23 protein-coding genes are annotated in these 25,555 nt (G+C 73.6%); 12 read left to right on the top strand and 11 right to left on the bottom strand.

The annotated features are described in order from the left end of the window. Positions 1–24: 24 nt before the first annotated feature. Positions 25–546 carry a hypothetical protein gene (locus J3P32_RS16670; protein WP_210441287.1) on the top strand — a complete coding sequence of 174 codons (522 nt, stop codon included), beginning with the start codon at positions 25–27 and terminating at the stop codon, positions 544–546. A 244-nt stretch (positions 547–790) separates the two neighbouring features. Here the strand turns inward: J3P32_RS16670 and glnA are convergent, their stop codons facing one another. Further along, the gene (glnA, locus tag J3P32_RS16665) at positions 791–2,212 is read right to left on the bottom strand and encodes a type I glutamate--ammonia ligase (protein WP_210441285.1); all 1,422 of its coding nucleotides are present in this window, start codon (positions 2,210–2,212) and stop codon (positions 791–793) included. Between the two features lie 180 nt (positions 2,213–2,392). Here glnA and J3P32_RS16660 point away from each other — a divergent pair, with 180 nt between their 5' ends. Further along, complete coding sequence (locus J3P32_RS16660) at positions 2,393–2,773, top strand: RDD family protein (RefSeq protein ID WP_210441283.1); 381 nt, start codon at positions 2,393–2,395, stop codon at positions 2,771–2,773. A gap of 31 nt (positions 2,774–2,804) precedes the next feature. Here the strand turns inward: J3P32_RS16660 and J3P32_RS16655 are convergent, their stop codons facing one another. The 3 genes from J3P32_RS16655 to lipB are packed head-to-tail and all read right to left on the bottom strand — an operon-like array spanning position 2,805 to position 5,256. Beyond that, on the bottom strand, positions 2,805–3,512 hold the full coding sequence (locus J3P32_RS16655) for a DUF4191 domain-containing protein (RefSeq protein WP_210441281.1): 708 nt from the start codon (positions 3,510–3,512) through the stop codon (positions 2,805–2,807). Positions 3,513–3,551: 39 nt separating this feature from the next. After that, positions 3,552–4,496: a lipoyl synthase gene (gene lipA / locus J3P32_RS16650; protein ID WP_210441279.1), complete on the bottom strand. Its 945-nt coding sequence runs from the start codon at positions 4,494–4,496 to the stop codon at positions 3,552–3,554. Between the two features lie 37 nt (positions 4,497–4,533). Beyond that, on the bottom strand, positions 4,534–5,256 hold the full coding sequence (gene lipB / locus J3P32_RS16645) for a lipoyl(octanoyl) transferase LipB (protein ID WP_210441276.1): 723 nt from the start codon (positions 5,254–5,256) through the stop codon (positions 4,534–4,536). Between the two features lie 797 nt (positions 5,257–6,053). On the opposite strand from lipB, the gene J3P32_RS16640 reads away from it, so the two are divergent. Then, positions 6,054–6,647 (top strand): hypothetical protein, encoded by a 594-nt coding sequence (locus tag J3P32_RS16640; RefSeq protein WP_210441274.1) that lies wholly within the window; start codon positions 6,054–6,056, stop codon positions 6,645–6,647. Here J3P32_RS16640 and J3P32_RS16635 read toward each other — a convergent pair. The 4 genes from J3P32_RS16635 to lpdA form a co-directional block, all read right to left on the bottom strand. Beyond that, a complete protein-coding gene (locus J3P32_RS16635) occupies positions 6,593–7,483 on the bottom strand; it encodes a TIGR01777 family oxidoreductase (protein ID WP_210441271.1) in 891 nt (296 codons plus the stop codon). The genes J3P32_RS16640 and J3P32_RS16635 overlap by 55 nt on opposite strands. Before the next feature lie 124 nt (positions 7,484–7,607). Continuing rightward, the gene (locus J3P32_RS16630; protein WP_210441269.1) at positions 7,608–11,123 is read right to left on the bottom strand and encodes an ATP-binding cassette domain-containing protein; all 3,516 of its coding nucleotides are present in this window, start codon (positions 11,121–11,123) and stop codon (positions 7,608–7,610) included. 118 nt (positions 11,124–11,241) lie between these two features. After that, the gene (gene sucB / locus J3P32_RS16625) at positions 11,242–13,257 is read right to left on the bottom strand and encodes a 2-oxoglutarate dehydrogenase, E2 component, dihydrolipoamide succinyltransferase (RefSeq protein ID WP_210441267.1); all 2,016 of its coding nucleotides are present in this window, start codon (positions 13,255–13,257) and stop codon (positions 11,242–11,244) included. 49 nt (positions 13,258–13,306) lie between these two features. Next, positions 13,307–14,683, bottom strand: a complete 1,377-nt coding sequence (gene lpdA, locus J3P32_RS16620) for a dihydrolipoyl dehydrogenase (protein ID WP_210441265.1) — start codon at positions 14,681–14,683, stop codon at positions 13,307–13,309. 132 nt (positions 14,684–14,815) lie between these two features. Here lpdA and J3P32_RS16615 point away from each other — a divergent pair, with 132 nt between their 5' ends. After that, positions 14,816–15,178 carry a hypothetical protein gene (locus J3P32_RS16615; protein WP_246851239.1) on the top strand — a complete coding sequence of 121 codons (363 nt, stop codon included), beginning with the start codon at positions 14,816–14,818 and terminating at the stop codon, positions 15,176–15,178. A gap of 36 nt (positions 15,179–15,214) precedes the next feature. Here the strand turns inward: J3P32_RS16615 and J3P32_RS16610 are convergent, their stop codons facing one another. Both J3P32_RS16610 and J3P32_RS16605 read right to left on the bottom strand, forming a co-directional pair. After that, entirely contained in the window at positions 15,215–15,769 is a 555-nt protein-coding gene (locus tag J3P32_RS16610; RefSeq protein ID WP_210441263.1) for a YceI family protein, read from the bottom strand. Then, positions 15,766–16,110, bottom strand: coding sequence for a hypothetical protein (locus J3P32_RS16605; RefSeq protein WP_210441261.1), 345 nt, complete (start codon positions 16,108–16,110; stop codon positions 15,766–15,768). Before J3P32_RS16605 ends, J3P32_RS16610 begins: the two co-directional genes overlap by 4 nt. Positions 16,111–16,265: 155 nt before the next feature. On the opposite strand from J3P32_RS16605, the gene J3P32_RS18300 reads away from it, so the two are divergent. Next, entirely contained in the window at positions 16,266–19,112 is a 2,847-nt protein-coding gene (locus J3P32_RS18300) for an ATP-binding protein (RefSeq protein WP_210441259.1), read from the top strand. Here the strand turns inward: J3P32_RS18300 and J3P32_RS16595 are convergent, their stop codons facing one another. Continuing rightward, complete coding sequence (locus J3P32_RS16595; protein ID WP_210441258.1) at positions 19,113–20,624, bottom strand: leucyl aminopeptidase; 1,512 nt, start codon at positions 20,622–20,624, stop codon at positions 19,113–19,115. 54 nt (positions 20,625–20,678) lie between these two features. Here J3P32_RS16595 and gcvT point away from each other — a divergent pair, with 54 nt between their 5' ends. From gcvT to J3P32_RS18605, 7 genes are all read left to right on the top strand, one after another. After that, on the top strand, positions 20,679–21,800 hold the full coding sequence (gcvT, locus tag J3P32_RS16590) for a glycine cleavage system aminomethyltransferase GcvT (protein WP_210441257.1): 1,122 nt from the start codon (positions 20,679–20,681) through the stop codon (positions 21,798–21,800). 1 nt (position 21,801) lies between these two features. Beyond that, positions 21,802–22,053, top strand: a complete 252-nt coding sequence (locus J3P32_RS16585; protein WP_210441256.1) for a hypothetical protein — start codon at positions 21,802–21,804, stop codon at positions 22,051–22,053. Positions 22,054–22,098: 45 nt separating this feature from the next. Further along, positions 22,099–22,959: a hypothetical protein gene (locus J3P32_RS16580; protein WP_210441255.1), complete on the top strand. Its 861-nt coding sequence runs from the start codon at positions 22,099–22,101 to the stop codon at positions 22,957–22,959. A gap of 64 nt (positions 22,960–23,023) precedes the next feature. Then, the gene (locus tag J3P32_RS16575) at positions 23,024–23,809 is read left to right on the top strand and encodes a class I SAM-dependent methyltransferase (protein ID WP_210441254.1); all 786 of its coding nucleotides are present in this window, start codon (positions 23,024–23,026) and stop codon (positions 23,807–23,809) included. A 9-nt stretch (positions 23,810–23,818) separates the two neighbouring features. After that, positions 23,819–24,628, top strand: a complete 810-nt coding sequence (locus tag J3P32_RS16570; protein ID WP_210441253.1) for a thymidylate synthase — start codon at positions 23,819–23,821, stop codon at positions 24,626–24,628. Then, positions 24,625–25,119, top strand: coding sequence for a dihydrofolate reductase (locus J3P32_RS16565; protein WP_210441251.1), 495 nt, complete (start codon positions 24,625–24,627; stop codon positions 25,117–25,119). Before J3P32_RS16570 ends, J3P32_RS16565 begins: the two co-directional genes overlap by 4 nt. After that, a complete protein-coding gene (locus J3P32_RS18605; protein ID WP_210441249.1) occupies positions 25,116–25,466 on the top strand; it encodes a GntR family transcriptional regulator in 351 nt (116 codons plus the stop codon). Before J3P32_RS16565 ends, J3P32_RS18605 begins: the two co-directional genes overlap by 4 nt. The last annotated feature ends 89 nt before the right edge of the window (positions 25,467–25,555 follow it).

The raw sequence follows: 25,555 nt of genomic DNA, 5'->3' as shown, positions 1-25,555 counted from the left end.
GGGACGAGCGCTACCGTGCGGTGCATGACAGAGGAGTGGACAGGTGGACATCTCAACGACGGCGCTTGGTGGTGGGGAACAGCGCTCGACGGAATACTGGGTGGAATCATTGGGGGCTTGTTCACGGCCTTCGCTGTTGTGCTAACTATCCGCCATGAGCGCCTGTCGCAGGTCCGCGCGAACGTCCGGGACTCAGCCTCCGCGCTAATCGTGTCGTCTGTCCTGCTGCCTGCCAAGGTCAGGAACGGCACTACCGGCGATTCTGAGGCGGTGCAGGAAGTCCTGGCTCGCAGTATTGATCTCATGTCGAAACTCACGGGGAAATGGCCATCGGTGGCAGTTGAACTTCAGCAACGAGTGGACCACCTCCTCGCGGTGTGGGGCGCCGCTAGGAAAACGGACGTGACCTTTGGAACTCCTCCCGTATCAACTGCGGTCTCCGAGGTGGTGATCGTCGCCAACAACTGGGTGATGGCTAGCCCCAAGCCGGACAGGCGACGAGAACGCAAGGCGGCGCAGGTGCGTGCGAGTGCCTGGGTGCGCTAGTTGGGTAAAGGCGAGCGCCGGCAGCAGTCTTGGCGGGCACCGGGTCGCGTCATAGTGGGCGAAAAGCTGCGCCGTTGTCTGTGGTATCGCGTACCTCGCACCGTCTGGGAGCGGCGCCCCCGTGGACCGCACCGGGCCACACACCAACGAAGAACGACCCCTGACGCTGGAAGACGTTGAGAGGTGTCTTCGCAGGTCAGGGGCCGTTCCAAGCGCTTTCACGCGACCGTCAGGCCACGCGGGATCAGATGTCGTAGTACAGCTCGAACTCGTGCGGGTGCGGCCGCAGCTGGACCGGCGCGATCTCCTGCGTCCGCTTGAAGTGGATCCAGGTCTCGATCAGGTCGTCGGTGAAGACGCCGCCGGCGGTGAGGTACTCGTGGTCCGCCTCGAGCGCGTCGAGGACCGCTCCGAGGCTGGTCGGCACCTGCTCGATGTCTGCCATCTCGTCCGGCGGCAGCTCGTAGATGTCCTTGTCGACGGGCGCGGCCGGCTCGGTCTTGTTCTGGACGCCGTCGAGGCCGGCGAGCATCAGCGCCGAGAAGGCGAGGTAGGGGTTGGCCGACGGGTCGGGGAAGCGGGTCTCGACACGCTTGGCCTTCGGGTTCGCGCCCGTGATCGGGATGCGGACCGAGGCCGAGCGGTTGCGCGAGGAGTAGACCAGCGAGATCGGGGCCTCGAAGCCCGGCACCAGTCGGTGGTAGGAGTTCACCGTCGGGTTGGTGAAGGCCAGCAGCGACGGGGCGTGCGCCAGGATGCCGCCGATGTACCAGCGCGCGACGTCCGACAGGCCGGCGTACCCGGTCTCGTCGAAGAACAGCGGCTCGCCGTCCTTCCACAGCGACTGGTGCACGTGCATGCCCGAGCCGTTGTCGCCGAAGATCGGCTTGGGCATGAAGGTGACCGACTTGCCCTGCTCCCACGCGGTGTTCTTGATGAGGTACTTGAACTTCATCACGTCGTCCGCGGCCTTGAGCAGCGTGTCGAACCGGTAGTTGATCTCTGCCTGGCCGGCGGTGCCCACCTCGTGGTGCGCGCGCTCGACCTTGAGACCGCAGGCCTCGAGGTTCTTCACCATGTCGGCGCGCAGGTCGCTGTAGTGGTCGTAGGGCTCGACGGGGAAGTAGCCGCCCTTGAGCCGGGTCTTGTAGCCCTTGTTGTCGCCGTCGTCCTTGCCGGAGTTCCACCAGCCCTCGACGGAGTCGATGTGGTAGTAGCCCTCGTTGACGCCGGTGCTGTAGCGGACGTTGTCGAAGATGTAGAACTCGGCCTCGGGGGCGAAGTACGCGGTGTCCGCGATGCCGGTCGAGTCGAGGTAGGCCAGCGCCTTGCGCGCGATGTTGCGCGGGTCGCGGCTGTAGGCCTCGCCGGTGATCGGGTCGTGGATGAAGAAGTTGACGTTGAGCGTCTTGGACCGGCGGAAGGGGTCGAGGTACGCCGTCGTCGGGTCGGGGAACAGCGACATGTCGGACTCGTTGATGGCCTGGAAGCCGCGGATCGAGGAGCCGTCGAAGCCGAGGCCGTCGTCGAAGACGCTCTGGTCGAACGCGCTCGCCGGAACGGTGAAGTGCTGCATCACGCCGGGCAGGTCGCAGAAGCGGACGTCGACCATCTCGACGCCCTCGTCCTTGATGAACCTCAGGAGCTCATCGGAGTTGTTGAACATTCGGGTTCCTCCTTGACGGCGCGCAGCGCACGTCGAGTTGCAGCGTTCGGGAGCGGAGCCTCGTTGCACCGTGCCGCCACGCTAGAGGGAAGCAGTTTCTGCACCGTATCCCGTTTGTTTCGACCGTGTTACGGGTGACCGGCCGCCGGGCACCGGGGACCCGCCTCCTAGGGTGGAGTCGTGACAGGGGCTGTAACACCGGAGCGGACCGCGACCTGGGGACGGCGCATCCTGGCGCTGGGCGTCGACTGGATCACGTGCCTCGCCGTCGTCGAGGGTCTCGTCGCGGTCGGCGTGCTCGCCGGCAACCCGAACGGCCTCGGCACGCTCGTGCTGTTCGTGCTCGAGTCGGCGCTGTTCACCGCGCTGGCGGGCGGCTCCTTCGGCAAGCTCGCCACACGGCTGCGGGTCGTGCGCCACGACGGCTCGGCGGAGCCGGTGACGCTGTTGCGCGCGCTCGTACGCTCCACGCTCGTCGGGCTGCTCGTCCCGCCCCTGCTGACCTTCGACGGCCGGGGCATGCACGACCTGGCCGCAGGCACGCGGACCGTGACGCTGTAGCCGCGCGGGCCGACGGAGGCCGGGGGAGCGGTCAGCGGCCGCGCTGCTGGGAGCGCATGCCCTTCATCGACGTCGGGATCGGCCCCTTCGGCAGCGGCAGCTTGCCGCGCTGCGCGTCGAGGGCCTTGAGCCGCTGGAGGATGTCGGTCATCTCTGCCGGCTTCACGTTGCGGCCGAGCTTCTGGACGTGACGCACGAGCTTGGGCAGCGGCACCTCGCCCTCACCGCGGCCGCAGACGACCTCGTGGATCGGCACCTCGTAGGCGACGCGCTCGTGCTTGCGGCGCTCGGTGGAGAGCAGCTGCTTGACGCGGTTCGGGCTGGAGCCCTCGCCGACGAGGACGATGCCGGGCGGGCCGACGACGCGGTGCACGACGTCCTGCTGCTTGGTGAACCCGACGACCGGGTCGACCTTCCACCCGCGGCGCAGCATCTGCAGGGCGCCGGCGGCCGCCGCGGGCTGGCCCTCCATCTGCGTGTACGCCGCCCGCTGGGCGCGGCGACCGAAGACGAGCAGGGCGCACAGGGCGCCGATGAGGAGCGCGCCGACGACCGAGATGACCCAGCTGAGGACACCGTCGCCCGGCAGCACCCACATCAGGCCGAAGCCGAGCGCTGCGCCCACCACGAAGACGCCCAGGACGATCAGGCCGATGCGCGGATCGCTCCGCTTGGCCATCTGGTAGGTCTGCGTGATCTGCCCGCGGCGGGAGCTGGGCGTGGAGGCGGGGGTCGACATCGTGAGGCCTTGTCCGGCTAGAGGTGGCGGTGGTGGGGATCAGACGGCGGCGGCGGCGGCGCGCGCGTCCATGGCCTGACCGTACAGCCGGCCGGCGCGGTAGGACGAGCGGACCAGCGGGCCCGACAGGGCGCCGGCGAAGCCGATCTCGTCGGCCTCTGCCTTGAGCTCGACGAACTCCTCGGGCTTCACCCAGCGCTCGACGGGGTGGTGCCGCGGCGAGGGGCGGAGGTACTGCGTGATGGTGATCAGCTCGCAGCCCGCCGCGTGCAGGTCACGCAGCGCCTGGCTGACCTCCTCGCGGGTCTCGCCCATGCCGAGGATCAGGTTCGACTTGGTCACCAGCCCGAAGTCGCGGGCCTGGGTGATGACGTCGAGCGAGCGGTCGTAGCGGAACGCCGGGCGGATCCGCTTGAAGATGCGCGGCACGGTCTCGACGTTGTGGGCCAGCACCTCGGGACGCGACTCGAAGACCACCTGGAGGAGGTCCGGCTTGCCGTTGAAGTCGGGGATCAGGTTCTCGACGCCGGTGTCCGGGTTGAGCTCGTGGATGGCGCGCACCGTCTCGGCGTAGAGCCACGCGCCGCCGTCGGGCAGGTCGTCGCGCGCGACACCGGTGATGGTGGCGTACTTGAGCTGCATCTTCTGCACCGACTCCGCCACGCGGCGCGGCTCGTCGCGGTCGAGCGGCTGCGGCTTGCCGGTGTCGATCTGACAGAAGTCGCACCGGCGGGTGCACTGGTCGCCGCCGATGAGGAACGTCGCCTCGCGGTCCTCCCAGCACTCGAAGATGTTGGGGCACCCCGCCTCCTGGCACACCGTGTGCAGGCCCTCGGACTTCACCAGGTTCTGCAGGGAGGTGTACTCCGGACCCATCTTGGCGCGGGTCTTGATCCACTCCGGCTTGCGCTCGATCGGGGTCTCCGCGTTGCGGATCTCCAGTCGGAGGAGCTTGCGTCCTTCAGGTGCGGGAGCGGTCGTCACACCGCTCACTCTACGACGGCGTGTCGGCGCCCCCAACTCATGGTCGGACGAGCTCGATGCGCGGTCCGCGAGCGGGTTCGGGGCGCGGCTCGTAGTCCGGGGTGGCGTCGTAGGGCAGCCACGAGAGGTACGCCGACAGGTGCCGCCGCACGCTCGGCAGCACGTCGGCGACGGTGACGTCGCGTCCCAGCTCGGCGGACAGCGAGGTGACCCCCGCGTCGGCGATCCCGCACGGCACGAAGCGGTCGTACCAGCCGAGGTCGACGTCGCAGTTGAGGGCGAAGCCGTGCATCGTGACCCCCCTGCTGACCCGGATCCCGATGGCGGCGATCTTGCGCTCGGGCCCGCGGTCGTCGGCGCGCAGCCACACGCCGCTGCGGCCCGGCACGCGGGCGGTGGTCACGCCGAGGTCGGCGCACACGGCGATCAGCGCCTCCTCGACGCGACGGACGTAGTCGACGACCTTCACGTGGTCGGGCAGCGCCACGATCGGGTAGCCGACGAGCTGGCCGGGTCCGTGAAAGGTGATCTTGCCGCCGCGGTCGACGTCGATGACGGCCGCGCCGCCGGGGTCGAGGGGCCGCTCGTGCGGGTCGGTGCGCTTGCCGGCCGTGAACACCGGCGGGTGCTCGAGGAGCAGCACCGTGTCGCCGCGGTCGCCGGCAACGACCTCCTCGTGCACGCGCCGCTGGAGGTCCCAGGCGGCGAGGTAGTCGACGGCGGCGTCGCCGAGTCCGGCGACCTGGTAGTCCAGCGTCATGGCGCGAGCCTACGCCGCGGGTCGTCGAGGTGGGTCGGACGGCTCTCGCGGCGGGCGGCGGGTGCCCGCTGGGGCGCTTGCGTGCTGGGCGCTCGCGTACTGGGGGCTGCCTGCGTCATACGAACCGGCACGTATAGGTGCGGGTTCGTATGACGTGGGCAGGGCGGCGCGGCGTACGTCATGCGGACCCGCACCTATACCTGGGGCTTCGTATGACGCAGGCGGGGGCGGGGCTGCGTGCGTCATGCGGACCCGCACCCATACCTACGAGTTCGTATGACGCTCGGCGGGGGCGGCGGCGTGCGTCATGCGGACCGGCGCCTATACGTGCGGCTTCGTATGACGCTCGGCGGGGGCGGCGGCGTACGTCATGCGGGCCGGCGCCTATACGTGCGGCTTCGTATGACGCTGGCGGGGGCGGCGGCGTGCGTCATGCGGACCGGCGCCTATACGTGCGGCTTCGTCTGACGCTGGGCGGGGGGCGGCGGCGTACGTCATGCGGACCGGCGCCTATACGTGCGGCTTCGTATGACGCTGGCCGGGCGGCTGCGGCGTACGTCATGCGGACCGGCGCCTATACGTATGGCTTCGTCTGACGCTGGCCGAGGGCGGCGCCTGCGTCATGCGGACCGGCACCTATACGTACGGCTTCGTCTGACGCTCGGCGCGGGACGGCGCGTACGTCATGCAAACCGGCACCTATACGTGCGGCTTCGTATGACGCCCGCCGGGTCCCCGGGAGGAGGGGGCTGTGGACGACGCCTGCGAGGCGGCGGCGGATCGGCGACGCTGGCGTGGTGGACCCGCGTCGACTTCTCCCCGTGCTGGGCGCGGCCGCGTGCGCGCTCGTGGTGGCGGCCCTCGTGGTGACGCTGGTCCGACCGGCGCTGCCGGAGCGCGCCGCGGCGCCGCCGGAGCGCACCGAGGGTCGCGGGCACGACACGCAGCCCGGTACGTCGACCGCCCGGCGCGGACCGGCCGCCGTGCTTGCCGCCTGGGACGCGCGCCGCTCCGAGGCGTGGGCCGCGGGGGACGAGGCGGCGTTGAGGCGGCTGTACGTCTCGGGCTCGAGCGCGGGGGCGGCGGACGTCCGGCTGCTGCGCCGCTACCGGGAGCGCGGGCTGCGGGTCGAGGGGCTCGCGGCGCAGGTGCTCGCCCTCCGGGTCGCGGCGCGTACGCCGGGGCGGCTGGTGCTGGTGGTCACCGATCGCATCGTGGGCGGCACCGCCGTGGGCGGAGCCGTGCCCGTGGTGCTGCCCACCGACCGGGCGTCCACGCGCCGGGTGGTGCTGCGGCGCGAGGCGGCGGGGGAGTGGGTGGTGGTCGAGGCGCGGGATCAGGACAGCGCGGCGGCCAGCACCTCGCGGACGTCCTCGTCCTCGAAGTCATAGCCGGCGCGCTCCAGCGCGGCCGGGCGGGCGTTGACCGACCCGAGCACCTCCGGAGCGAGCTCGCCCGCCGCTACCTTCATGACGGCCGCCGGTACGGCGAGGAACGCCTTGCGGTGCAGGGCGTCGGCGAGGGCCCGGGTGAACTCGGCGTTGGTGGGGGTGCGTGGGCAGCAGAGGTTGAAGGCCCCCGCCACGTCGCGCGACTCGATGAGGTAGCTCACCGCGCCGACCCAGTCGCGCAGGGAGATCATCGGCATGTGCTGCTCGCCCGAGCCGAGACGCGCACCGCCACCGGCACGGAAGAGCAGCCGCAGCTGCTTGAGCGGCGGCGAGGTCCGGTCCATCACGGGCGCGGTGCGGAGCACGCAGACCCGGGCCCCGGCCTCGCGGGCCGGGTCGGCGGCGGCCGACCACTCGCGGGCCACCCGGGTGAGGAACGCGTCGCCGCGACTCTCCGAGTCCTCGGTCACCGGGGCGCGGCCGTGGTCGCCGTACCAGGCGATGCCGTTACCGGCCAGGAACGCCGCGGGCCGGTCCGTGGCGGCGATGGCCGTGGCGAGGAGCCGCGTGGTCGAGACCCGCGAGTCCATGACCTCCGTCGCCCAGGCCTTCGAGTGCGGGTTGCGGGCGATGGTGGCGCCGGCGAGGTTGACGACCGCGTCGGCGCGCGCGATCACGGCCTCGTCGATGCGGCCGGTGGCCGGGTCCCACCGCGACTCGTGGGCCGACGCGGGCTCGCTGCGCACGAGCGCGGTCACCTCGTGCCCGTGCACCCGCAGGTGCTCGGACAGGTGGGTGCCGAGGAAACCCGAGGCACCGGCGACGACGACACGCATGGCCCCACCCAACCATGCGGGCACAACCCGGGCGCGGGGCGGCGCGCGGCCTGTGGAGGGCGACCCGGGCGAGACCCGGGCCAGCGTCGGGCCAGCGTCGGGCCGGGCGGCAGCGGGCGCGGGGTCAGCCGGCCAGGTGGCCCCACCGCGCGGAGAGGTCGCGCCACGGACCGTCGTCGACGACGCGGCCGGAGTCGAGGACCACGACGCGGTCGGCCTGGGCGAGGGCGGCCGCCTTGCTGGTCGCCCCGACGACTGCGGCGCCGCGCTCGCGCAGCGCGCGCCACAGCTCGACCTCCGTGGCGGCGTCGAGCGCGGAGGACACGTCGTCGGCGAGCAGCACGTCGGCCTCGGTCGCCAGGGCCCGGGCGAGGGCGAGACGCTGCACCTGACCGCCGGAGAGGCGCACGCCCCGGTGCCCGACGAGCGAGTCGGGTCCTCCGGCCTCGGCGACGTCGCGCCCCATCCGGGCCGCCTCGAGCGCGGGCACGACCGAGCGCTCCGGGTGGTCCAGGGCGACGTTGTCGCGGAACGTGCCGGAGAGGACGCGGGGGACCTGCGCCACGTGGGCGACACGGCCCGGTCGCAGGGTGGCCTGCGGGTCGTCCACCACGCGACCGTTCCAGAGGATGTCGCCGGTGCTGCTCACCAGCCCGGCCAGCGCCCCGAGCAGACTGGACTTGCCCGAGCCGACCTGGCCGAGCAGCAGCACGAGCTCGCCGGCTCGCACCTCGAGGTCGACGTCCTGGACCCCGAGGGTCCCGTCGTCGTGGACGGCCGACACGTCGCGGAGGGTGAGCGTGCGCAGCGGCTCGCGCTCCTCGGCGGGCGGCGCGTCGGCGGTGCCCGCGGAGAGGTCCATCCCGCCGGGGAGCACCATGAGGTCGCCGCCGCCGGCGAGCGCGCTCGTGGCGTGCATCCACGCCCGGGTGCCGGGCGCCTCGGTGACCACGGAGCCGGCCACGCGCCCGAACCAGTCGAAGCCGCTCACGGCGTTGGCCACGAGGAGCGCGGTGGCCAGCCCCCAGCGGCCCGACAGTAGGCCGGCCCAGGCCGCGACGACGCCGCACTGGACCATGACGACCGGTACGCCGTCGAGCAGGGTCTGCACGCGGTGCTCGCGCACCGCAGCGTCGACCCGCCCGCCGTCGACCTCGCGCAGGTGCCGGTGCAGGTGCGGCGTCGCGGCCGCGAGCTTCACGGTGCGGATGGACTCGAGGGTGGACACGAGCGCCTGCCCGAAGCCCGCGCGGGCCGTGGACGCCGCGGCCGCCGACCGGCCGGCGACGCGCCGGCCGAGCGACGAGGCCAGCGCGGAGGCCGTCATCACGGCCAGCAGGATCGCGCCGGCCAGCCACGTGCCGGCGATGAGGGCGGTCAGGCCCGCGACCAGGAGGCCGTTGACGAAGTCGACCCAGCGGTCGGTGTAGCGGGCGATGCGGTCGGCGTCCATCGCCCGGGCGACGACCTCACCGGGCGGGGTGCGGACGAGCCGGTGCTGGGCGGTCTGGCCTCCCAGGACGGCGGCACGCACCCGCATGCGGACCTCCACCCACCAGTGCGGATAGGTCCAGAAGGCCTGGGACAGCAGGAGGGGGCCGACCATCAGCGACGCCACCAGCGCGACGAGCAGGAGGCGCGAGACCTCGCCGTCCTGCAGCGAGGTGACCACGTGGCCCCACACGAAGCCGGTGACCGCGCCGTAGGCGCCGGTGACGGACGCGGCGAGGAACAGCGCGGCCCCGAGGATCCCCCACTCCGGCTTGAGCCTGATGCAGTGCCACACCTGGCGCAGCAGCCCGAGCGGGGGCTCGACGTGCGGCGGTGGGGGCGGGGTGGTGCTCCGGCGCACCGAGCCGATCGCCGCGTCGTCGTGGTGGTGCTCCTCGACGACGACCTCGTGCGCGGCGGCCTCGAGGAGGTCGCGGAAGGGACCGTCGACGGCGGCGAGCCGGCTGCGCGGGCCCTGCTGCACGACCCGGCCCGACTCCAGCACGGCCACCTGCTCGGCGCGCTCGGTCGTGGAGAGGCGGTGCGCGACGAGGATGCCGGTGCGTCCGGAGATCAGTCGGTCGGCGGCGCGGACCACCCGCGCCTCGGTGACGGGGTCCATGCGGGCGGTCGCCTCGTCGAGCACGACGACGCGCACGTCGCGCACGAGCAGCCGCGCGAAGGCGACGAGCTGCTCCTCGCCGGCGGACAGGCTCGTGCCGCCGGGGCCGAGGAGGGTGTCGAGCCCGTCGGGCAGCCCGGCGATCCAGTCGGTGAGCCCGAGCTCCTCCACGGCGGCGACCACCTGCTCGCGCGGTGCGTCGCCGAAGAGCGTGATGTTGTCGGCGAGGCTGCCGGCGAGGACCTCGGTGCGCTGGGTGACGACCCCCACCGCGCCGCGGAGCAGCTGCAGGTCGAGGTCGCGGACGTCGGTGCCGCCGAGGAACACCGAGCCGCGCGGCGGCTCCACGGCGCGCGAGAGGAGCGAGGCGAGGGTGGACTTGCCCGAGCCGGTGCGGCCGACCAGCGCGCACGTGTGGCCGGCGGGGACGGTCAGGTCGACGTCACGCAGCGCGAACGTGCCGGTGCCGTAGGAGAAGTCGAGGCCGCGCAGCTCCACGGCGAGCGATCCCGGCGGGAGCGCGGCGCCGCCCACCGGCTCGGCCGGGACGGCCAGCATGCCCCGCAGGCGCAGGACGGCGCCCATGCCCTCCTGGAGGTCGGGGAGGTGGCGGGCGAGCATGTCGACCTGGCCCACGAACATCGTGGTGACGAGGAAGAGCGTGACCAGCCGCGCGGTCGACAGGTCGCCGTGCAGGACCAGCGCGACGCCCAGGAGGCCGGTCGCGGCCAGCACGCCGTGCAGCAGGGCGCCGCTGCGGCGGGTGACGCTCACCTCGACCGCGAGCACCGCACGCAGCCGCCGGTGGATCTCCGCGGCCAGCTCGGCGTTGCGTCGCAGCACGTGGGGCCGGCCGAGCGAGGTGCGGACGTCGTCGCGCGCCGCGACGCCCTCCTCGGTCGAGGCCGCGTGGTCGGTCCACGCCGCCTCCTCCAGGACCTTGCGCTCCGCGATCTGGGGGAGCAGGCGGCGGATGAACCACCACACGAGCACCGCGCACAGCGGGAACAGGAACACCGACGGCCACCAGGTGACGCTGGCGACGACCCACAGCGGTCCGGCCGAGAGCAGCGTCCGCAGCGCCATCCAGACGCCCCAGCGCATCAGCTGCCCGACCTCCCACGTGTCGTCGTCGATGCGGTCGAGGACCTCGCCGACGGCCTGCTCGGAGAGCTCCGACAGCGGCCGGGCCATGGCGGCGTCGATGAGGTCGGCGCGCAACCTGCCCTCGGCACGGTCGATCACGGCCGCCCACATCGTGCGGGCGGCGGTGTCGACGAAGGAGCCGCCCACCACGCACAGCGCGAGCAGGCCCACGAGGGTCGACGAGGGGGTCTCGGCCAGCCGCCCGGCGACCACGCTGCCGAGCGACGAGGCGATCGCACCGACGAGCGCCAGGGCCAGGCACGCCACGGCCAGCGGACGGCGTACGCGTCGCCAGTCGACGGGGACCCGCCCCGGGGGAGGGACGGGTGCGGGGTCAGCAGGAGCCGCAGAGGGGTGCGCGGCGAGTTCGGTCGCAGTCACGGTGGGTCCCACGGTAGACGTCGGCACCGACGTTGCGCTCCGGGTTTTCGGGTGGTGCAGCGGACGCCACAGGACCCCGGTCGCCAGTGGCGACCGGGGTCCTGTGGAGGAACGGGGCTCAGACCTCGAACTGACCCGCCTGCAGGCGCTTCTTGACCTCCTGCAGGAAGCGGCCGGCGTCGGCGCCGTCCACCAGGCGGTGGTCGTAGGTCAGCGACAGGTAGACCATGTGGCGCACCGCGATCGTCTCGCCGAGGTTCGGGTCGTCGATCACGACGGGACGCTTCACCACCGCGCCCGGGCCCAGGATCGCGACCTGCGGCTTGTTGATGATCGGGGTGTCGAAGAGCGCCCCGAAGCTGCCCAGGTTGGTGATCGTGAACGTGCCGCCGGACAGCTCGTCGGGCGTGATCTTGTTGGTGCGGGTGCGCTCGGCGACGTCCGCGATCTTCTTGGCCAGGCCGGCGATCGAGAGGTCGCCCGCCTCCTTGACGACCGGCGTCAGCAGGCCCTTCTCGGTGTCCACGGCGAACGCGATGTTCTCGCGGTCGTAGTAGGTCACCTCGCCCTTCTCCGCGTCGATCGCGGCGTTGAGCTTCGGGTGCAGCTTGAGCGCGTCGATCGCCGCCTTGGCGAAGAACGGCAGGTAGGTCAGCTTCACGCCCTCGCGCGCCAGGAAGTCGGCCTTGACGGCCTCCCGCATGCGAGCGATGGCGGTGACGTCGACCTCGGTCACCTGGGTCAGCTGGGCGGCCTCGTGGAGCGACTCGGTCATCCGCGTGGCGATGACCTTGCGCAGCCGCGACAGCGGCTCGGTGGTGCCGCGCAGCGGCGACGGGGACGCCGACGACGGCGCGGCGGCCGCCGGCGGGGCACCGGCAGCAGCGGCGGCCGGAGCGGCAGCCGGGGCCTGCTGGGACTGCTGCTGGGACTGCTGCTGGGACTGCTGCTGGGCGGCGGCCGCGTCGAGGACGTCCTGCTTGCGGATGCGCCCGCCCACCCCGGTGCCCTGCACCGAGGCGAGGTCCACGCCGTGCTGGTCGGCCATCTTCCGCACCAGCGGGGTGACGTACGCCGACTGGTCCCGGCCACCCTCGGACGAGCCACCGGCCGGGGGCGCGGAGGGCGCCGTCGGCTGGGCGGCGGCGTCGGTGCGCTGCGGCTCGGGCTCGCCCTGCGGGGCGGGCGCGTAGGGCGCCTCGCCCTTCGCCTCCGGCTCCACCTCCTGCTGCTGGCCCTGCTGCTGGTCCTGCTGCTGGTCCTGCTGCTGGGGGGCGGTGGAGTCCTGCTTGTCCGACTCCGGCGTCTCGTCGCCGGCGGGCAGCTCGCCCTTCTCCTCGGCGATCTGCTGCTCCTGCTCGGCTTTCTTCTGGGCGTTCTCCTCGTCCTTCGGCTGGGCCTCGGCCGACTGCGGCTGGCCGCCCGCGTCGCCGGAGCCGATGACGGCGAGCTCGGCGCCGACCTCGACGGTCTCGTCCTCGTTGGCCTTGATCTCCAGCAGGGTGCCGGCGACCGGAGAGGGGATCTCGGTGTCGACCTTGTCGGTGGAGACCTCGAGGAGCGGCTCGTCGACGGCGACCTCGTCACCGACCTGCTTGAGCCAGCGGGTGACGGTGCCCTCGGTGACGGACTCGCCGAGGGCCGGCAGCGTGACGGGGGTGCCGCCACCGCCGCCGCCGGACCCACCGGAGCCACCGGAGGAGGCCTGCTCGGCGGCCGGCTCGGACTGTGCCGGGGCGTCGGCCTTCTCCGACTCCGGCGTCTCGTCGCCCGGGGGCAGGTCACCGGTCTCCTCGGCGACCTGCTCCTCCTGCTCGGCCTTCTTCTCCGACTCCTGCTCGTCCTGGGGCTGCGCCTCGGGCTCGGCGGAGCCGGAGACGTCCCCGGCCGACTCGCCCTCCTCGCCGACGACGGCCAGGACGGCCCCCACCTCGACGGTGTCGTCCTCGTTGGCCTTGATCTCCAGCAGCGTGCCGGCGACCGGGGACGGGATCTCGGTGTCGACCTTGTCGGTGGAGACCTCCAGCAGCGGCTCGTCGACGGCAACCGTGTCACCGACCTGCTTGAGCCAGCGGGTGACGGTGCCCTCGGTGACGGACTCGCCGAGTGCGGGGAGGGTGACTTCGGAGGCCAATGTGGTTCCTTCGCTCGCGTGTGGGTGGGGATTCGGTGGTGCGGAGGGGTCAGGAGTGCGCGTGGAGCGGCTTGCCCGCCAGCGCCAGGTGGGCCTCGCCGAGGGCCTCGTTCTGGGTGGGATGGGCGTGCACGAGCGGTGCGACGTCCTCGGCGTGCGCCTCCCAGTTGTAGATCAGCTGCGCCTCGCCGATGAGCTCGCCGACCCGATCGCCCACCATGTGGACGCCGAGGACCGGGCCGTCGGCGAGGCCGACGAGCTTGACGAAGCCCTGGGTCTGCAGGATCTGGCTCTTGCCGTTGCCGCCGAGGTCGTAGGTCACCGTCGTCACCGCGTCGCCGTGCAGCTCCCGCGCCCGGGCCTCGTCGAGACCGACGGAGGCGATCTCGGGGTGGGAGTAGGTGACGCGCGGGATGCCCGACTCGTCCACGGGCCGCGGGTCGAGCCCGGCGATCTCCTCCGCGACGAAGATCCCCTGCTGGAACCCGCGGTGGGCGAGCTGCAGGCCCGGGACGATGTCGCCCACGGCGTACACGTCGTCGACGTTGGTGCGGCAGCGCTCGTCGGTGAGGACGAAGCCGCGCTCCATCGCGATGCCCTGCTCGGCGTACCCCAGCCCGTCGGTGGACGGGCCGCGGCCGACCGCCACGAGCAGCACCTCGGCCTCGAGCACGTCACCGCCCTCGACGGTCACCGCGACGCCGGTGTCGGTGGTCTTCACGCTCTGGAACGGGGTGCCGGTGTGGAAGGCGATCCCGCGCTTGCGGAACGCGCGCTCGAGGGCCTTCGAGGACGCCTCGTCCTCGGCGGCGACGAGCCGGGGGAGGGCCTCGACGATGGTCACCTCGGCGCCGAAGGACCGCCACACGCTGGCGAACTCGCAGCCGATGACGCCGCCGCCCAGCACGATCACCGACGCCGGGACGCGGTCGAGGCGCAGCGCGTGCTCGGAGGTGATGACCTTCTCGCCGTCGACGTCGAGGCCGGGCAGCGACTTGCTGTAGGAGCCGGAGGCCAGGACCACCGATCGCCCGGTGTACGCCGTGCCGTCGACGCTCACCTCCCGCGGGCCGGTCAGCGTGCCCGTGCCCTGGATGACCGTGATGCCGCGCGACTTGACCAGGCCGGTCAGGCCCTTGAAGAGCCGGTCGACGACCTTGTCCTTGTAGGAGTTCACGCCGGCCATGTCGATGCCGTCGAGGGTGGCGGTCACGCCGAACCGTGCGGCGTCGCGGGCCGAGTCGGCGACCTCGGCGGCGTGGAGGAGGGCCTTGGTCGGGATGCACCCCACGTGCAGGCACGTGCCGCCGAGGTTGCCCTTCTCGACCAGACCGACGCTCAGCCCCAGCTGGGCCGCTCGCAGGGCGCAGGCGTAGCCGCCCGAACCAGCCCCGAGGACGAGGACGTCGAACTCACCGTCCGCCACAGATTTCCCTCCGCATGCTGTCTGCTCACGCCCTGGTTGGGCGCGACCATCTTTGCACTCTTCGTGAGCCTGTCCACACCGGGTCGGACCGAACTCAGGCGTCGCGCACGGGCGCCCGGCACAATGTGCGCCATGGGCCTGTTCGACCGATTCCGCCGCAAGGGGCGCACGAGTGCTCCGGCGCGCGACGCCGCCCGGACCGGCTCCACCCGGGTGCGTGCCGCCGACAGCGAGGACCTGCGGCACCTGGAGAGCTTCGTCGCCACCAGGCAGGGCGTGGAGGGCTTCGTCGAGCCGCGCACCGCGGTCAGCGACGTGACGATCCTGCTGGTCGCGCACGACGGTGAGTGGACCCGCCGGCGGGTGCCGAGCGTGAAGTGGGCGCACGAGTTCGCCAATCGCCACCGCGTGCCGTCGTACGACGCCGCGGTGGTCGGCGTGCCGCAGCGGATGCGCGACTACAACCGGCGCAAGAAGGAGACCGGCGGCCTGTAGGGCCGCCGGTCCACGGACCCGCGAGCGCGCGGGTCGTCACGCTCCTCGGTCTGGTCCCGAGGAGGTCTGCGCGGGTGGGGCGAACGCGGCGTCGATCTCCACCCGGACCCGGTGCCCGATGAGGAACGCGGGAGCGGTCACCCCGAGCCGGCGCCGGTCGAGCTCGGCGCCGGCGCGGAAGGTGCACCGGTCCCGCGTCTGCTCGGTCGCGGTCACCTCCAGGACCAGCTCGACCGGGGCCCCGTGGCCGGTGAGCCGGCCCGGCACCTGCCACGTGTGCGCACCGGAGCGGCGCGCCGGTCCCCCGTCGAAGGCGAGAGCGGGGTACCGCTCCGTGTCCAGCAGGCGGGGCGAACGGAGGTCGCGGTCGCGCCGGCTGTTGCCGGTGTCGATGCCGGTCAGGTCGAGCGCCGCGTGCAGCCGCACCGGCTCGCCAGCGGCGTCCACCTCGAACGACGCCTCGCGGACCGGGATCCGGCCGCGCACGGTGCCGACCCCGAAGTTGTGCACCGCGAAGCGCGCCTCGGTCAGCGGCAGCAGGCAGGCCCACCGCCCGGTCGCGAGGGCGAGCGTGTCGGCGGTGGCGGTCATGACGACACCGCCTCGAACGGCGCCGACGTCGTGGTCATGTGCTCCACGACGTAGCGCTCGACCCGGTCGGGGTCGGTGAGCAGGGCGGGGTCCTCGCCGGGCATCAGCTCGGTGTTCATCACGATCTCGCGCACGAGGTCGAGGCCCGCCTCGGTGCGGGTGCACACGACGACCGCCTCGGCGCCGTGGGGCTGGCGCAGCACGAGGGTGGCGACGTGCTCCTCGCGGAAGCGCTCGTCGGCCGCCAGTGCCGGCTCGATGCGGTCGCGACCGGCGCGGGTGCTGGCGGCCACGATGTCCGGGCTGCGTGGCCCGTCGAAGTAGACGATCTCGGCGTGCATGACTCCTCCTGTGGGTCGGGGCTGGTGTGGGAACTCCTTCGCCAGAGCCTCGTGCCGTGCGCCGCAGGTCGCGTCAGTGCCAGCACGCATCCCGCCACTGATCCGGCGCGGCCGCGGGACTGACCGGGACCGGGTTCCAGCGCGATACTGGGCCGATGGGCGTCGTGGTCGGGCGGTCGGAGGAGCTCGCGCAGGTCCGGCGCGCGCTGACCGAAGCCCGGGCGGGGCAGGGGCGGCTCCTGCTGGTGACCGGACCGGCGGGCATCGGCAAGACGGTCGTGGCCGAGGCGGCCTGTGCCGCGGCCCGGGGCGAGCGCATGGGCGTCGCGCTCGGGTACGCGGTCGACGACCCGGGCGCGCCGCCGCTGTGGCCGTGGCTGCGCGCCATGCGGGACTGGCCCGAGGCGACGCGCCTGTTGCCGGCGCGCAGCGCCGACCAGAATCCCGCCGCCCGGTTCGAGCTGTTCGTCGCCGTCGCCGACGTCATCCGCGACAGGTCCGGCCCGGACGGCCTGCTGCTGGTGCTCGAGGACATGCACTGGGCGGACCACACGTCGGTCCTCCTGGTGCGTCACCTGGTCGCCGAGCTGCGCCACAGTCGCGTCGCGATGTTGCTCACCAGCCGCGAGGGCGCGCACGGCCCCCTGGCCGACGCCGAGCCCGACCTTCTGCGCAGCGACGCCGCGGTGTCGGTGGCGCTGGCCGGGCTCACCGCTGCCGACGTGGCGGCCTGGGTGCCGCACCTGCCCGGCGGCCACCTCGAGCCGGGCCGTCGCGCTGCGACGCTGTGGCGGGCCACCTCGGGGAACCCGCTGCTGGTGCGGCTGCTCGCCGAGGAGCTCGGGCGCCGGGACCTGCCGGTGGAGGACGACGAGGTCGGCCGGCTGGTGGGGCAGCGCCCGCGCCTGCGGCGGGTGGTCGCCGCCCGGCTCGACCCGCTCGACGTGGAGGCCCGCGAGGTGGCCGAGGCCGCTGCGGTCCTGGGGGAGCGGGTGGCTCCCGACGTGCTCGCCGAGGTGGTGGGGGAGCGGGACGACCGGGTGCGGGCGCTGCTCGACGAGCTGGTCGCCGTGGGGTTGCTGCAGGACTCGGCGCCCGGGGAGCTGCGCTTCCAGCACGCCCTGGTGCGCGACGCGGTGTACGCCGGCGTGCCGACGGAGCGTCGGCGCACGCTGCACCGCGCTGCCGCGGCGGCCCTGGAGGCGACGACAGGGACGGGGCCCGGCTCCGGCAGCACGACCGGGATCACCGCGCCGCGCACCGCGGCCGGCTCGATCGCCCACCACTGGCACCGGGCCGGCGGTCAGGAGGACGCCCGGCGGTGCGCGCGCTGGGCCGAGGTGGCCGACGACGAGGCACGCGCGTGCCTGGCCTTCGACGACGCGGTGGGCTTCGCCGCGCTCGCCGTCGAGGCGGCACGGCGCTCGGGCGCGTCCGGCGAGGCCCTCGCCGGCGCGCTGGTGCGCCTCGCCGAGGCGCAGTTCCTCGGTGACCGTGTGCCGGAGGCCCTGCGGACCTGCCAGGAGGCGGCCGCGCTGGCTGAGGCGGCGGGTCGCTCGGACCTGCTCGCGAGCGCGGCGCTGGTGGTGCAGGGTCTGGGCGATCCCGGCGCCAACCGCGTGGTGACCGAGCTCGGCACCCGCGCGCTGGCGTGCGTGGACGCCGGCGACCGCGCCGTGCGGGCGCGCCTGCTGGCGCAGCTGGCCGTGGGCGCGGCCGAGACCGACCAGGGAGCCCGCGCAGGCGCGCTGGCGGAAGAGGCGCTCGCCGAGGCGGAGCGGTCCGGTGACCAGGACGCGATCCTGGACAGCATCGCGGCCCGTCACCTCACCATCAGCGTCCCGCACACGGTGCGCGAACGGCTCGACCTGGGCCGTCGGGCCGTGGAGCTCGGCGCTGCCGCCCGGCGGCCGGTGGCGGCGCTGTGGGGCCACCTGTGGCGACTGGACGCCGCCTTCCAGCTGGGCAACATGGCGGCGGTCGACGAGGAGCTGGCCCAGGTCGAGGCGGTCGCACGTCGGCACGGGTCCGTCCTCGCCCGCTGGCACCACCTCCGCTACCGCGCGGTGCGGGAGGCGCTGGTCGGGGACTTCGCGACCGCCCGGGCGACGAACGACGCCGCCCGCGTCGTCGCCGAGCAGATCGGCGACCTCGGCATGGCGGGGATGGACCATGCCTTCCGCATCGAGCTGATGCGGGTGCGCGGCGTGTACGACGACGAGCCGCAGGCGTGGGAGTGGATGCTCGCGCACGCGCCGCCGTTCCCGGTGGTGCAGGTGGCCAGGCCGATGCTCCACGCGCTCGCGGGGGACCTCGACAGCGCGCGCGCCGAGTTCGAGCAGTTCCGCCACCTGCCGTCGACGTACCCGGTGGGGGTCCGCTGGGCCGGCACCATCGGCCAGGTGGCTGCGGTCGCGGTGATCCTCGAGGACGCCGAGGTGTGCGCCGAGGCCTACGACCTGTTCCTGCCGTTCGCCCACGAGTACAGCGGCGACGGCTCGGGCGGGGTCTTCAGCGACGGCGCCGTCGCGCGGTCGCTCGGCGACTACGCGCGGGTCGCCGGGCGGCCCGACCTCGCCGTGCGGCACTACCGCGACGCCGTGGCGCTCAACGCCCGCATCGGGGCGCGGCCGTTCACGGCGCTGAGCCGTCTCGGGCTGGCGCAGGCGCTGCTGGAGCCCGACGGCTCGCCGGGGGACGACAGCCGGGAGGAGGTGCGGCAGCTGCTGGCCGCCGCGGTGGGCGAGCTCCGGCGGCTCGACATGCCCGGCCCGCTCGCGACCGCCGAGCGGCTGCTCGGCGCGCTGCCCCCCACGGCGGGCCCGCTGACCCCGCGCGAGCGCGAGGTGGCCGGTCTGGTGGCCGAGGGCCTGAGCAACCGCGCCATCGCGCAGCGGCTCTACCTCTCCGAGCGCACGGTGGAGACCCATGTGCGGCACGTGCTGGCCAAGCTCGGGCTCACCAGCCGCGCCGAGGTGGTCGCCTGGGTGCTGCGCAGGTGATCAGCCGGCTGAGGTGGCGAGCGAGCGCGCGTACTCGACGAGCGTGGTGACCCCGAACCCGGTCGCGCCCGCGGGGACGTGGCCGTAGGGGCTGCCGGTGTTGATCTCCTTGCCGGCGATGTCGAGGTGCGCCCACGGCAGCCCGCCGGTGAACTCGCGCAGGAACGCCGAGGCGTACAGTCCGCCGCCCCACCGCACCCAGTCGTGCTGGAGCAGGTCGGCGACCTTGGAGGTGCTGATCCGCTCCGCCATCTCCTCCGGGATCGGCATGTGCCAGTGCTGCTCACCGGCGGCGACGCCCGCCGCCAGGACGGCCGGGACCTGGTCGTCGGTGCCCATCACGGCACCCACCTTGTCGCCCAGCGCGAGCTGCATGTGACCGGTGAGGGTGGCGATGTCGACGACGACGTCGGGTCCCTCCTCGACCGCCAGCGCGAGCGCGTCGCCGAGCAGCATCCGCCCCTCGGCGTCGGTGTTGGCGATCTCCACGGTGGTGCCGTTGCGCATCGTGATGACGTCGCCGGGACGCGTCGCCGTGCCCGAGACCATGTTCTCGGCCATCGGCGCGTACGCCGTGACCTTCACCGGCAGCCCGAGGCGGGCGATCGCCAGGGTCGCCGCGACGACGCTCGCAGCCCCGGCCATGTCGCCCTTCATGTTCAGCATGCTCGAGGACGGCTTGATGGTGAGCCCGCCGGAGTCGAAGGTGACGCCCTTGCCGACCAGTGCGAGGTGCGTCACCGCATCCTTCGGCGCCCAGGTCAGCTTGACGAGCCGCGACGGCGAAGCGGAGGAGTTGCCGACGCTGAGGATGCCGCCGCACCCCATGTCGGCGAGCTGCTCGTGGTCGAAGACCTCGAGCTGGACCTTGGGTGCCCCGCGTCCCTTGGTCACCTCCTTGTGGGCGGCGCTCACGAGCTCGGCCAGCAGCGGGGGAGTGCAGTCCCGGGGAGGGGTGTTGACCCAGTCGCGGGCGAGGGTGACCGCGTCGGCGAGGACCTGGGCCCGCTCGAGCGCCTCGACGGCCTCGGCGCGGCGGGCGAGGGGCGTCAGCACGACGACGTCGTTGGGCTCACCGGCCTCGGGCTTGGTCGACTTGTAGGCGGTGAAGCTGTAGCCACCGAGGCGGTGGCCCTCGACGACCGCGGCGACCAGCGCGGGGGTGTCGCTCGGGAGCGCGAGGGCGACGGAGGCGGCGTTGGCGACGCCGCGCGCGGCCACGCCCGCGGCCCGGCGTACGGCGACCGGGTCGGACGGGTCCTCGCCGAGCCCGACGAAGACGAGCAGCGGGGCGTTGACCTCGTCGCGGGTCGGCGCCTTGACGGCCTCGCCGGCCTTGCCGGTCACGCCCATCGTGGAGAGGAACGGCCGCAGCCTGCGGCCGTAGGCGGCCGTGACGTCCGCGGCCGCGTCGCACAGCCGCGGCCCCTCCGGGCCGGCGACGACCCCGACGACGACGGCGTCGGCTCGGGTCTTGGCGGGGCTGGCGCTGCGGAGGGAGTACGAGGTCACCCGGGCATGTTAGGCGAGCCCTGACGCGCCGCACGCTGAGGTAGGTTTCGCGGCATGGCCGGATCGCTCAAGCAGTCGCCCCTCCACGACCGACACGAGGCCCTCGGGGCGAAGCTCGCGGAGTTCGGCGGCTGGTCGATGCCGCTGGAGTACCGGACCGGCGTGGTCAAGGAGCACACCGCGGTCCGTGAGGGCGTCGGGGTCTTCGACGTCAGCCACCTCGGGAAGGCGATGGTGTCGGGTCCCGGCGCGGCCGACTTCGTCAACGCCACGCTGTCCAACGACCTCGCCAAGATCCGCCCGGGCAAGGCGCAGTACACCCTCTGCCTCGACGAGTCGGGCGGCATCGTCGACGACCTCATCGCCTACTGGCACGACGACGAGCACGTGCTGCTGGTCCCCAACGCCGCCAACGCCGGCGAGGTCGTGCGCCGCCTCCGGGCGGCCGCGCCGGCGGGTGTGGAGGTCGTCGACCACCACGACGACTACGCGGTCCTCGCCGTGCAGGGGCCCCGGTCCGACGAGGTGCTGGCGAGGGTGGGCCTGCCGACCGGGCACGAGTACATGTCGTTCGTCGAGGCCCCGCTCGCATCGGCGGGAGGCGGCGACGGCCCCGGCGTCGTCGTGTGCCGCACGGGCTACACCGGCGAGCGCGGCTACGAGCTCGTCGTCGCCAACGAGGCAGCGGGTCGGCTCTGGGACGACCTGCTGGCGGCCGGCGAGGAGTGGGGGATCGTCCCCTGCGGCCTCGGCGCCCGCGACACCCTCCGCACCGAGATGGGCTACCCGCTGCACGGACAGGACATCAGCCTCGACACGAACCCGGTCGAGGCGGGGCTGTCGTGGGCCGTCGGGTGGCGGAAGGACGCCTTCTTCGGCCGCGACGCGGTGCTGCGGGTCAAGGAGGAGGGGCCGAGGCGACGCCTGCGGGGACTGCTCGCCCTCGGGCGCGGCATCCCGCGTCCCGGCATGAGCGTGACCCTCACCCAGGACGTGCCCCTGGCCGACATCACCTCGGGCACCTTCTCCCCGACGCTGCGGAAGGGCATCGGACTGGCGCTCATCCCGGCGACGATCGCCGAGGACGCGCAGGTCGGCGTCGACATCCGCGGCCGGCGCGAGATCTTCCAGCTGGTCAAGCCGCCGTTCGTCGAGACGTCGGTGAAGGAGTCCTGACGTGCTCCCCGGCCAGCCCCCCACCTTCCGCCAGCCGTCGGCGGCCGAGCGGCCGTGGTGGTGGCGCCTCGAGGACGCGGCCGGCCAGCCGGTCGAGGTCCCGGGTCACTCCGACCAGCGCTTCGGCACCCAGGGCGACGCCGAGTCGTGGGTCGGGGAGACGTGGGCCGAGCTCGCCGAGCAGGGCGTCGCAGCGGTGACGCTCTTCGAGCACGACCGCCAGGTCTACGGGCCGATGTCGCTGTCCGCCTGACCATCCGGCACCCGCCCGGCTCCGAAGCATCCCCGGGAGGTGGTCATGGCGGAGGACTCGGACTTCACCCGGTACGTCGACGCGCGCTGGGCCGACCTCGTCGGCGGGCTGGAGGACGACGGCGTCCCGGCCCAGGACGCCCGGCTCGCGGTCGCGGAGACGCTGCTGGCCAGCCACCGCTCGTGGGAGCGGCGCGTGCGCGAGGAGCAGGTGGACGTCACCATCTGGGCCGAGGCGCGGAGGCGTGCCGGCCTCGACGCCCGGCCCGGCGAGCCGGTGCCGCACGGCGTACGTCCACGCCGCCCGGGCGACGGACCGGAGGACTGGCTGGACCGGGCCTCGCGGCTGCGCTCGGCGCGGCGTCGGCGCGCCGCCGGCCGCGCGCTGGCCTGCCTGGTGGCCGCGTCGGTGCTCGCCGTCGGGTGGGCCTGGTGGGCCGCACGGCCCGCGCCGCCCGAGGTGCGACGGGAGACCAACCCGCTGCCCGTGACCTGGTACGCCGAGGGCGAGCTGCACCTCGCCGAGGTGATCGTGCGGCTGCCGGACGTCGACGCGTTCGTGCCGTGGGGCACCGGAGCGGCGGTGCGGCTCGGGTCGGGGGAGGTGGTCCGGGTCGACGCCGACGGCGGCGTGCACGCCGTCGACGCCGTCCCCGAGGCGCTGGACGACCCGGTCGCGCCGCCGGAGCTGCTGGAGCTCGGGCGGGACGACCTGCTCGTGCAGAGCGTGCCGGTGCCGGGCGGCGGGTGGGCGCACCTGCTCGACTCCTCGCGACGCCCCGCCGCCGAGGATGCCGTGCGTCAGTCGGAGTCGGGGCGCCGGGCACTGGTGCTGTGCACGGCCGAGCTCACCTGTGGGGAGCCGGTGACCATCACGCAGGTCGACGGCTCGATCCGTCTGCGGTGACACGACGCGCGGGGCCGTCGGGAGGCCGTAGGGAGGCCGTCGGGAGGCCGTAGGGTCGCGAGCCGTGGCGGAAGCAGTGTGGACAGGCGTGGCGCAGGCCTACGCGCGGGGCTTCGCCGGCCTGTGCGCGGGCGCGGTCCCGACGCTGCTCGACGACCTCCCGCCCGGGAGCCGCCTGCTCGACGTGGGCTGCGGCACGGGCACGCTCGTGCAGTCGGCGCGCGCGGCGGGCCACGACGCCCTCGGCGTGGAGCCCGACCCCGAGATGGCGGCCATGGCCCGGGCCCGGACCGGCCCCGATTGCGAGGTCGCCGTCGGAGCGCTGCCCGACCTGCCGTACGCCGACGACGGCTTCGACGCGGTCACCGCCGGCTTCGTGCTCAACCACGTCGACGACCCGCGGGCCGGTGCCCGCGAGCTCGCCCGGGTGGCCGCGCCCGGCGGCCACGTGCGGGCGACGATCTGGGGGAGCGCGCCGCCGCCGCAGGCGGTGCTGTGGAACGAGCTCCTCGACGCCGCCGGTGCCGTGCCGGCCCCGGTGCCGCGCCTCCCGGCGGACCGCGACTTCGCGCGCTCCGCCGCCGGGCTGGCCGGGCTCCTCAGCGAGGCGGGCCTGGCGGTGACCGACGCGGCGACCGCGTCTTGGTGCTGGCGCGTCGCCCCTGCCGACCTGTGGGCGGGACTGACGACGGTCGGCAGCTTCGGCGTCGTCTGGCGGGCGCAGTCGGCGTCCGTGCAGGGCCGCCTGCGGGAGGCGTACGACGCCCTGGACGGACGCTGGCGCGACGGCCCGGACTTCGCCTTCGACGTCTCGTGCGTCGTCGCGCTGGCCCGGGTCCGGAGGTCGTAGAGTCGCCCTGTGCGCGCCTACCTCGACCTGCTCCAGCGGATCCTCGACGAGGGAGTCGAGAAGACCGACCGCACCGGCACCGGGACCCTGAGCGTGTTCGGCCACCAGATGCGCTTCGACCTGTCCGCGGGCTTCCCGCTCGTGACGACGAAGAAGGTGCACACCCGGTCGGTGTTCGGCGAGCTGCTGTGGTTCCTGCGCGGCGACACCAACGTGAAGTGGCTGCAGGACCGCGGCATCACGATCTGGGACGAGTGGGCGGACGACAACGGCGACCTCGGCCCCGTCTACGGCCACCAGTGGCGCTCCTGGCCGACGCCGGACGGCCGGCACATCGACCAGGTCGCGCGGCTGGTCGAGGGCATCCGCACCAATCCCGACTCGCGCCGTCACATCGTCTCGGCGTGGAACGTCGCCGACGTCGACGACATGGCGCTGCCGCCGTGCCACACGCTGTTCCAGTTCTACGTCGCCCCCTCGGACACCGGTCGCGGCCGCCTGTCCTGCCAGCTCTACCAGCGCTCGGCCGACACCTTCCTCGGCGTGCCGTTCAACATCGCCTCCTACGCCCTGCTCACCCACATGGTCGCCCAGGTGACCGGGCTCGAGGTCGGCGACTTCGTGCACTCGATCGGCGACGCGCACCTCTACCTCAACCATGTCGAGCAGGCGCGGCTGCAGCTCGCCCGCGAGCCGCGGCCGCTGCCCCGCCTCGTGCTCAACCGCGACGTCACCGAGATCGACGCCTTCGACCTCGAGGACATCTCGGTCGAGGGCTACGACCCGCACCCGGGCATCAAGGCGCCGATCGCCGTATGACGCCCGGTGGCAAGCGTGTCGTGATGGTCGCGGCGGTGGCCGAGAACGGGGTCATCGGCAGCGGCCCCGACATCCCCTGGTCGATCCCGGGCGAGCAGGCGGGGTTCAAGGCGCTGACGATGGGCCGCGTCCTGCTGATGGGCCGCACGACCTACGAGTCGATCGGCCGGCCGCTGCCCGGGCGGACCACGGTCGTGCTGACCCGCGACCCGGACTGGTCGGCCGACGGCGTGCTGGTCGCGCACGGCATCGAGGCCGCCTTGGCGCAGGCCGACCTGCTCGACGGGGACGTCGCCGTCGCCGGTGGGGGCGAGGTGTACGCCGCTGCCCTGCCGTTCGCCGACGAGCAGGTGATCACCGAGGTGCCGCTGCGTCCCGACGGCGACGCCTTCTACCCGGTGTTCGACCACGCCGAGTGGGAGGAGTCGCGGCGCGAGCACCACGACGGGTACGACCGGGTGTGGTGGCAGCGCAGGGACCCCGCGGCGTGAACCTCACCGTCGACCCCGGCTCGGACGTGCCGCCCTTCGAGCAGGTGCGGGACGGGATCCGCGCGCAGGTCGACACCGGTGCCCTCGCCCCTGGCCACCGGCTGCCGCCCGTGCGGGCGCTCGCCTCCTCGCTGGGCCTGGCCGCCAACACCGTCGCGCGCGCCTACAAGGAGCTCGAGGCGACCGGCGTCGTCGAGACCCGCGGACGAGCCGGCACGTTCGTCGCCGGGCGCGGGGTCGGCCGCTCGCTGCGGGAGGCCGCGACGTCGTACGTCACCGCCGTGCGCGCCCTCGGGGTGGCCGACGACGAGGCGCTCGCGGCCGTACGACGCGCGCTCGGGTCGTAGCGCTCCTGAGCTGCGTGACGTCCGGCGCGACGCGCGCGAGGAACGCCGTCTGCCGCCTGCGTCATACGGATCCGTATGCATAGGTGCGG

The sequence above is a fragment of the Nocardioides xinjiangensis genome (assembly GCF_017916385.1).
GTDB lineage: Bacteria > Actinomycetota > Actinomycetes > Propionibacteriales > Nocardioidaceae > Nocardioides > Nocardioides xinjiangensis.
The sequence above is the reverse complement of the archived record's forward strand: the minus strand, read 5'-3'. Positions and strand labels throughout refer to the sequence as shown.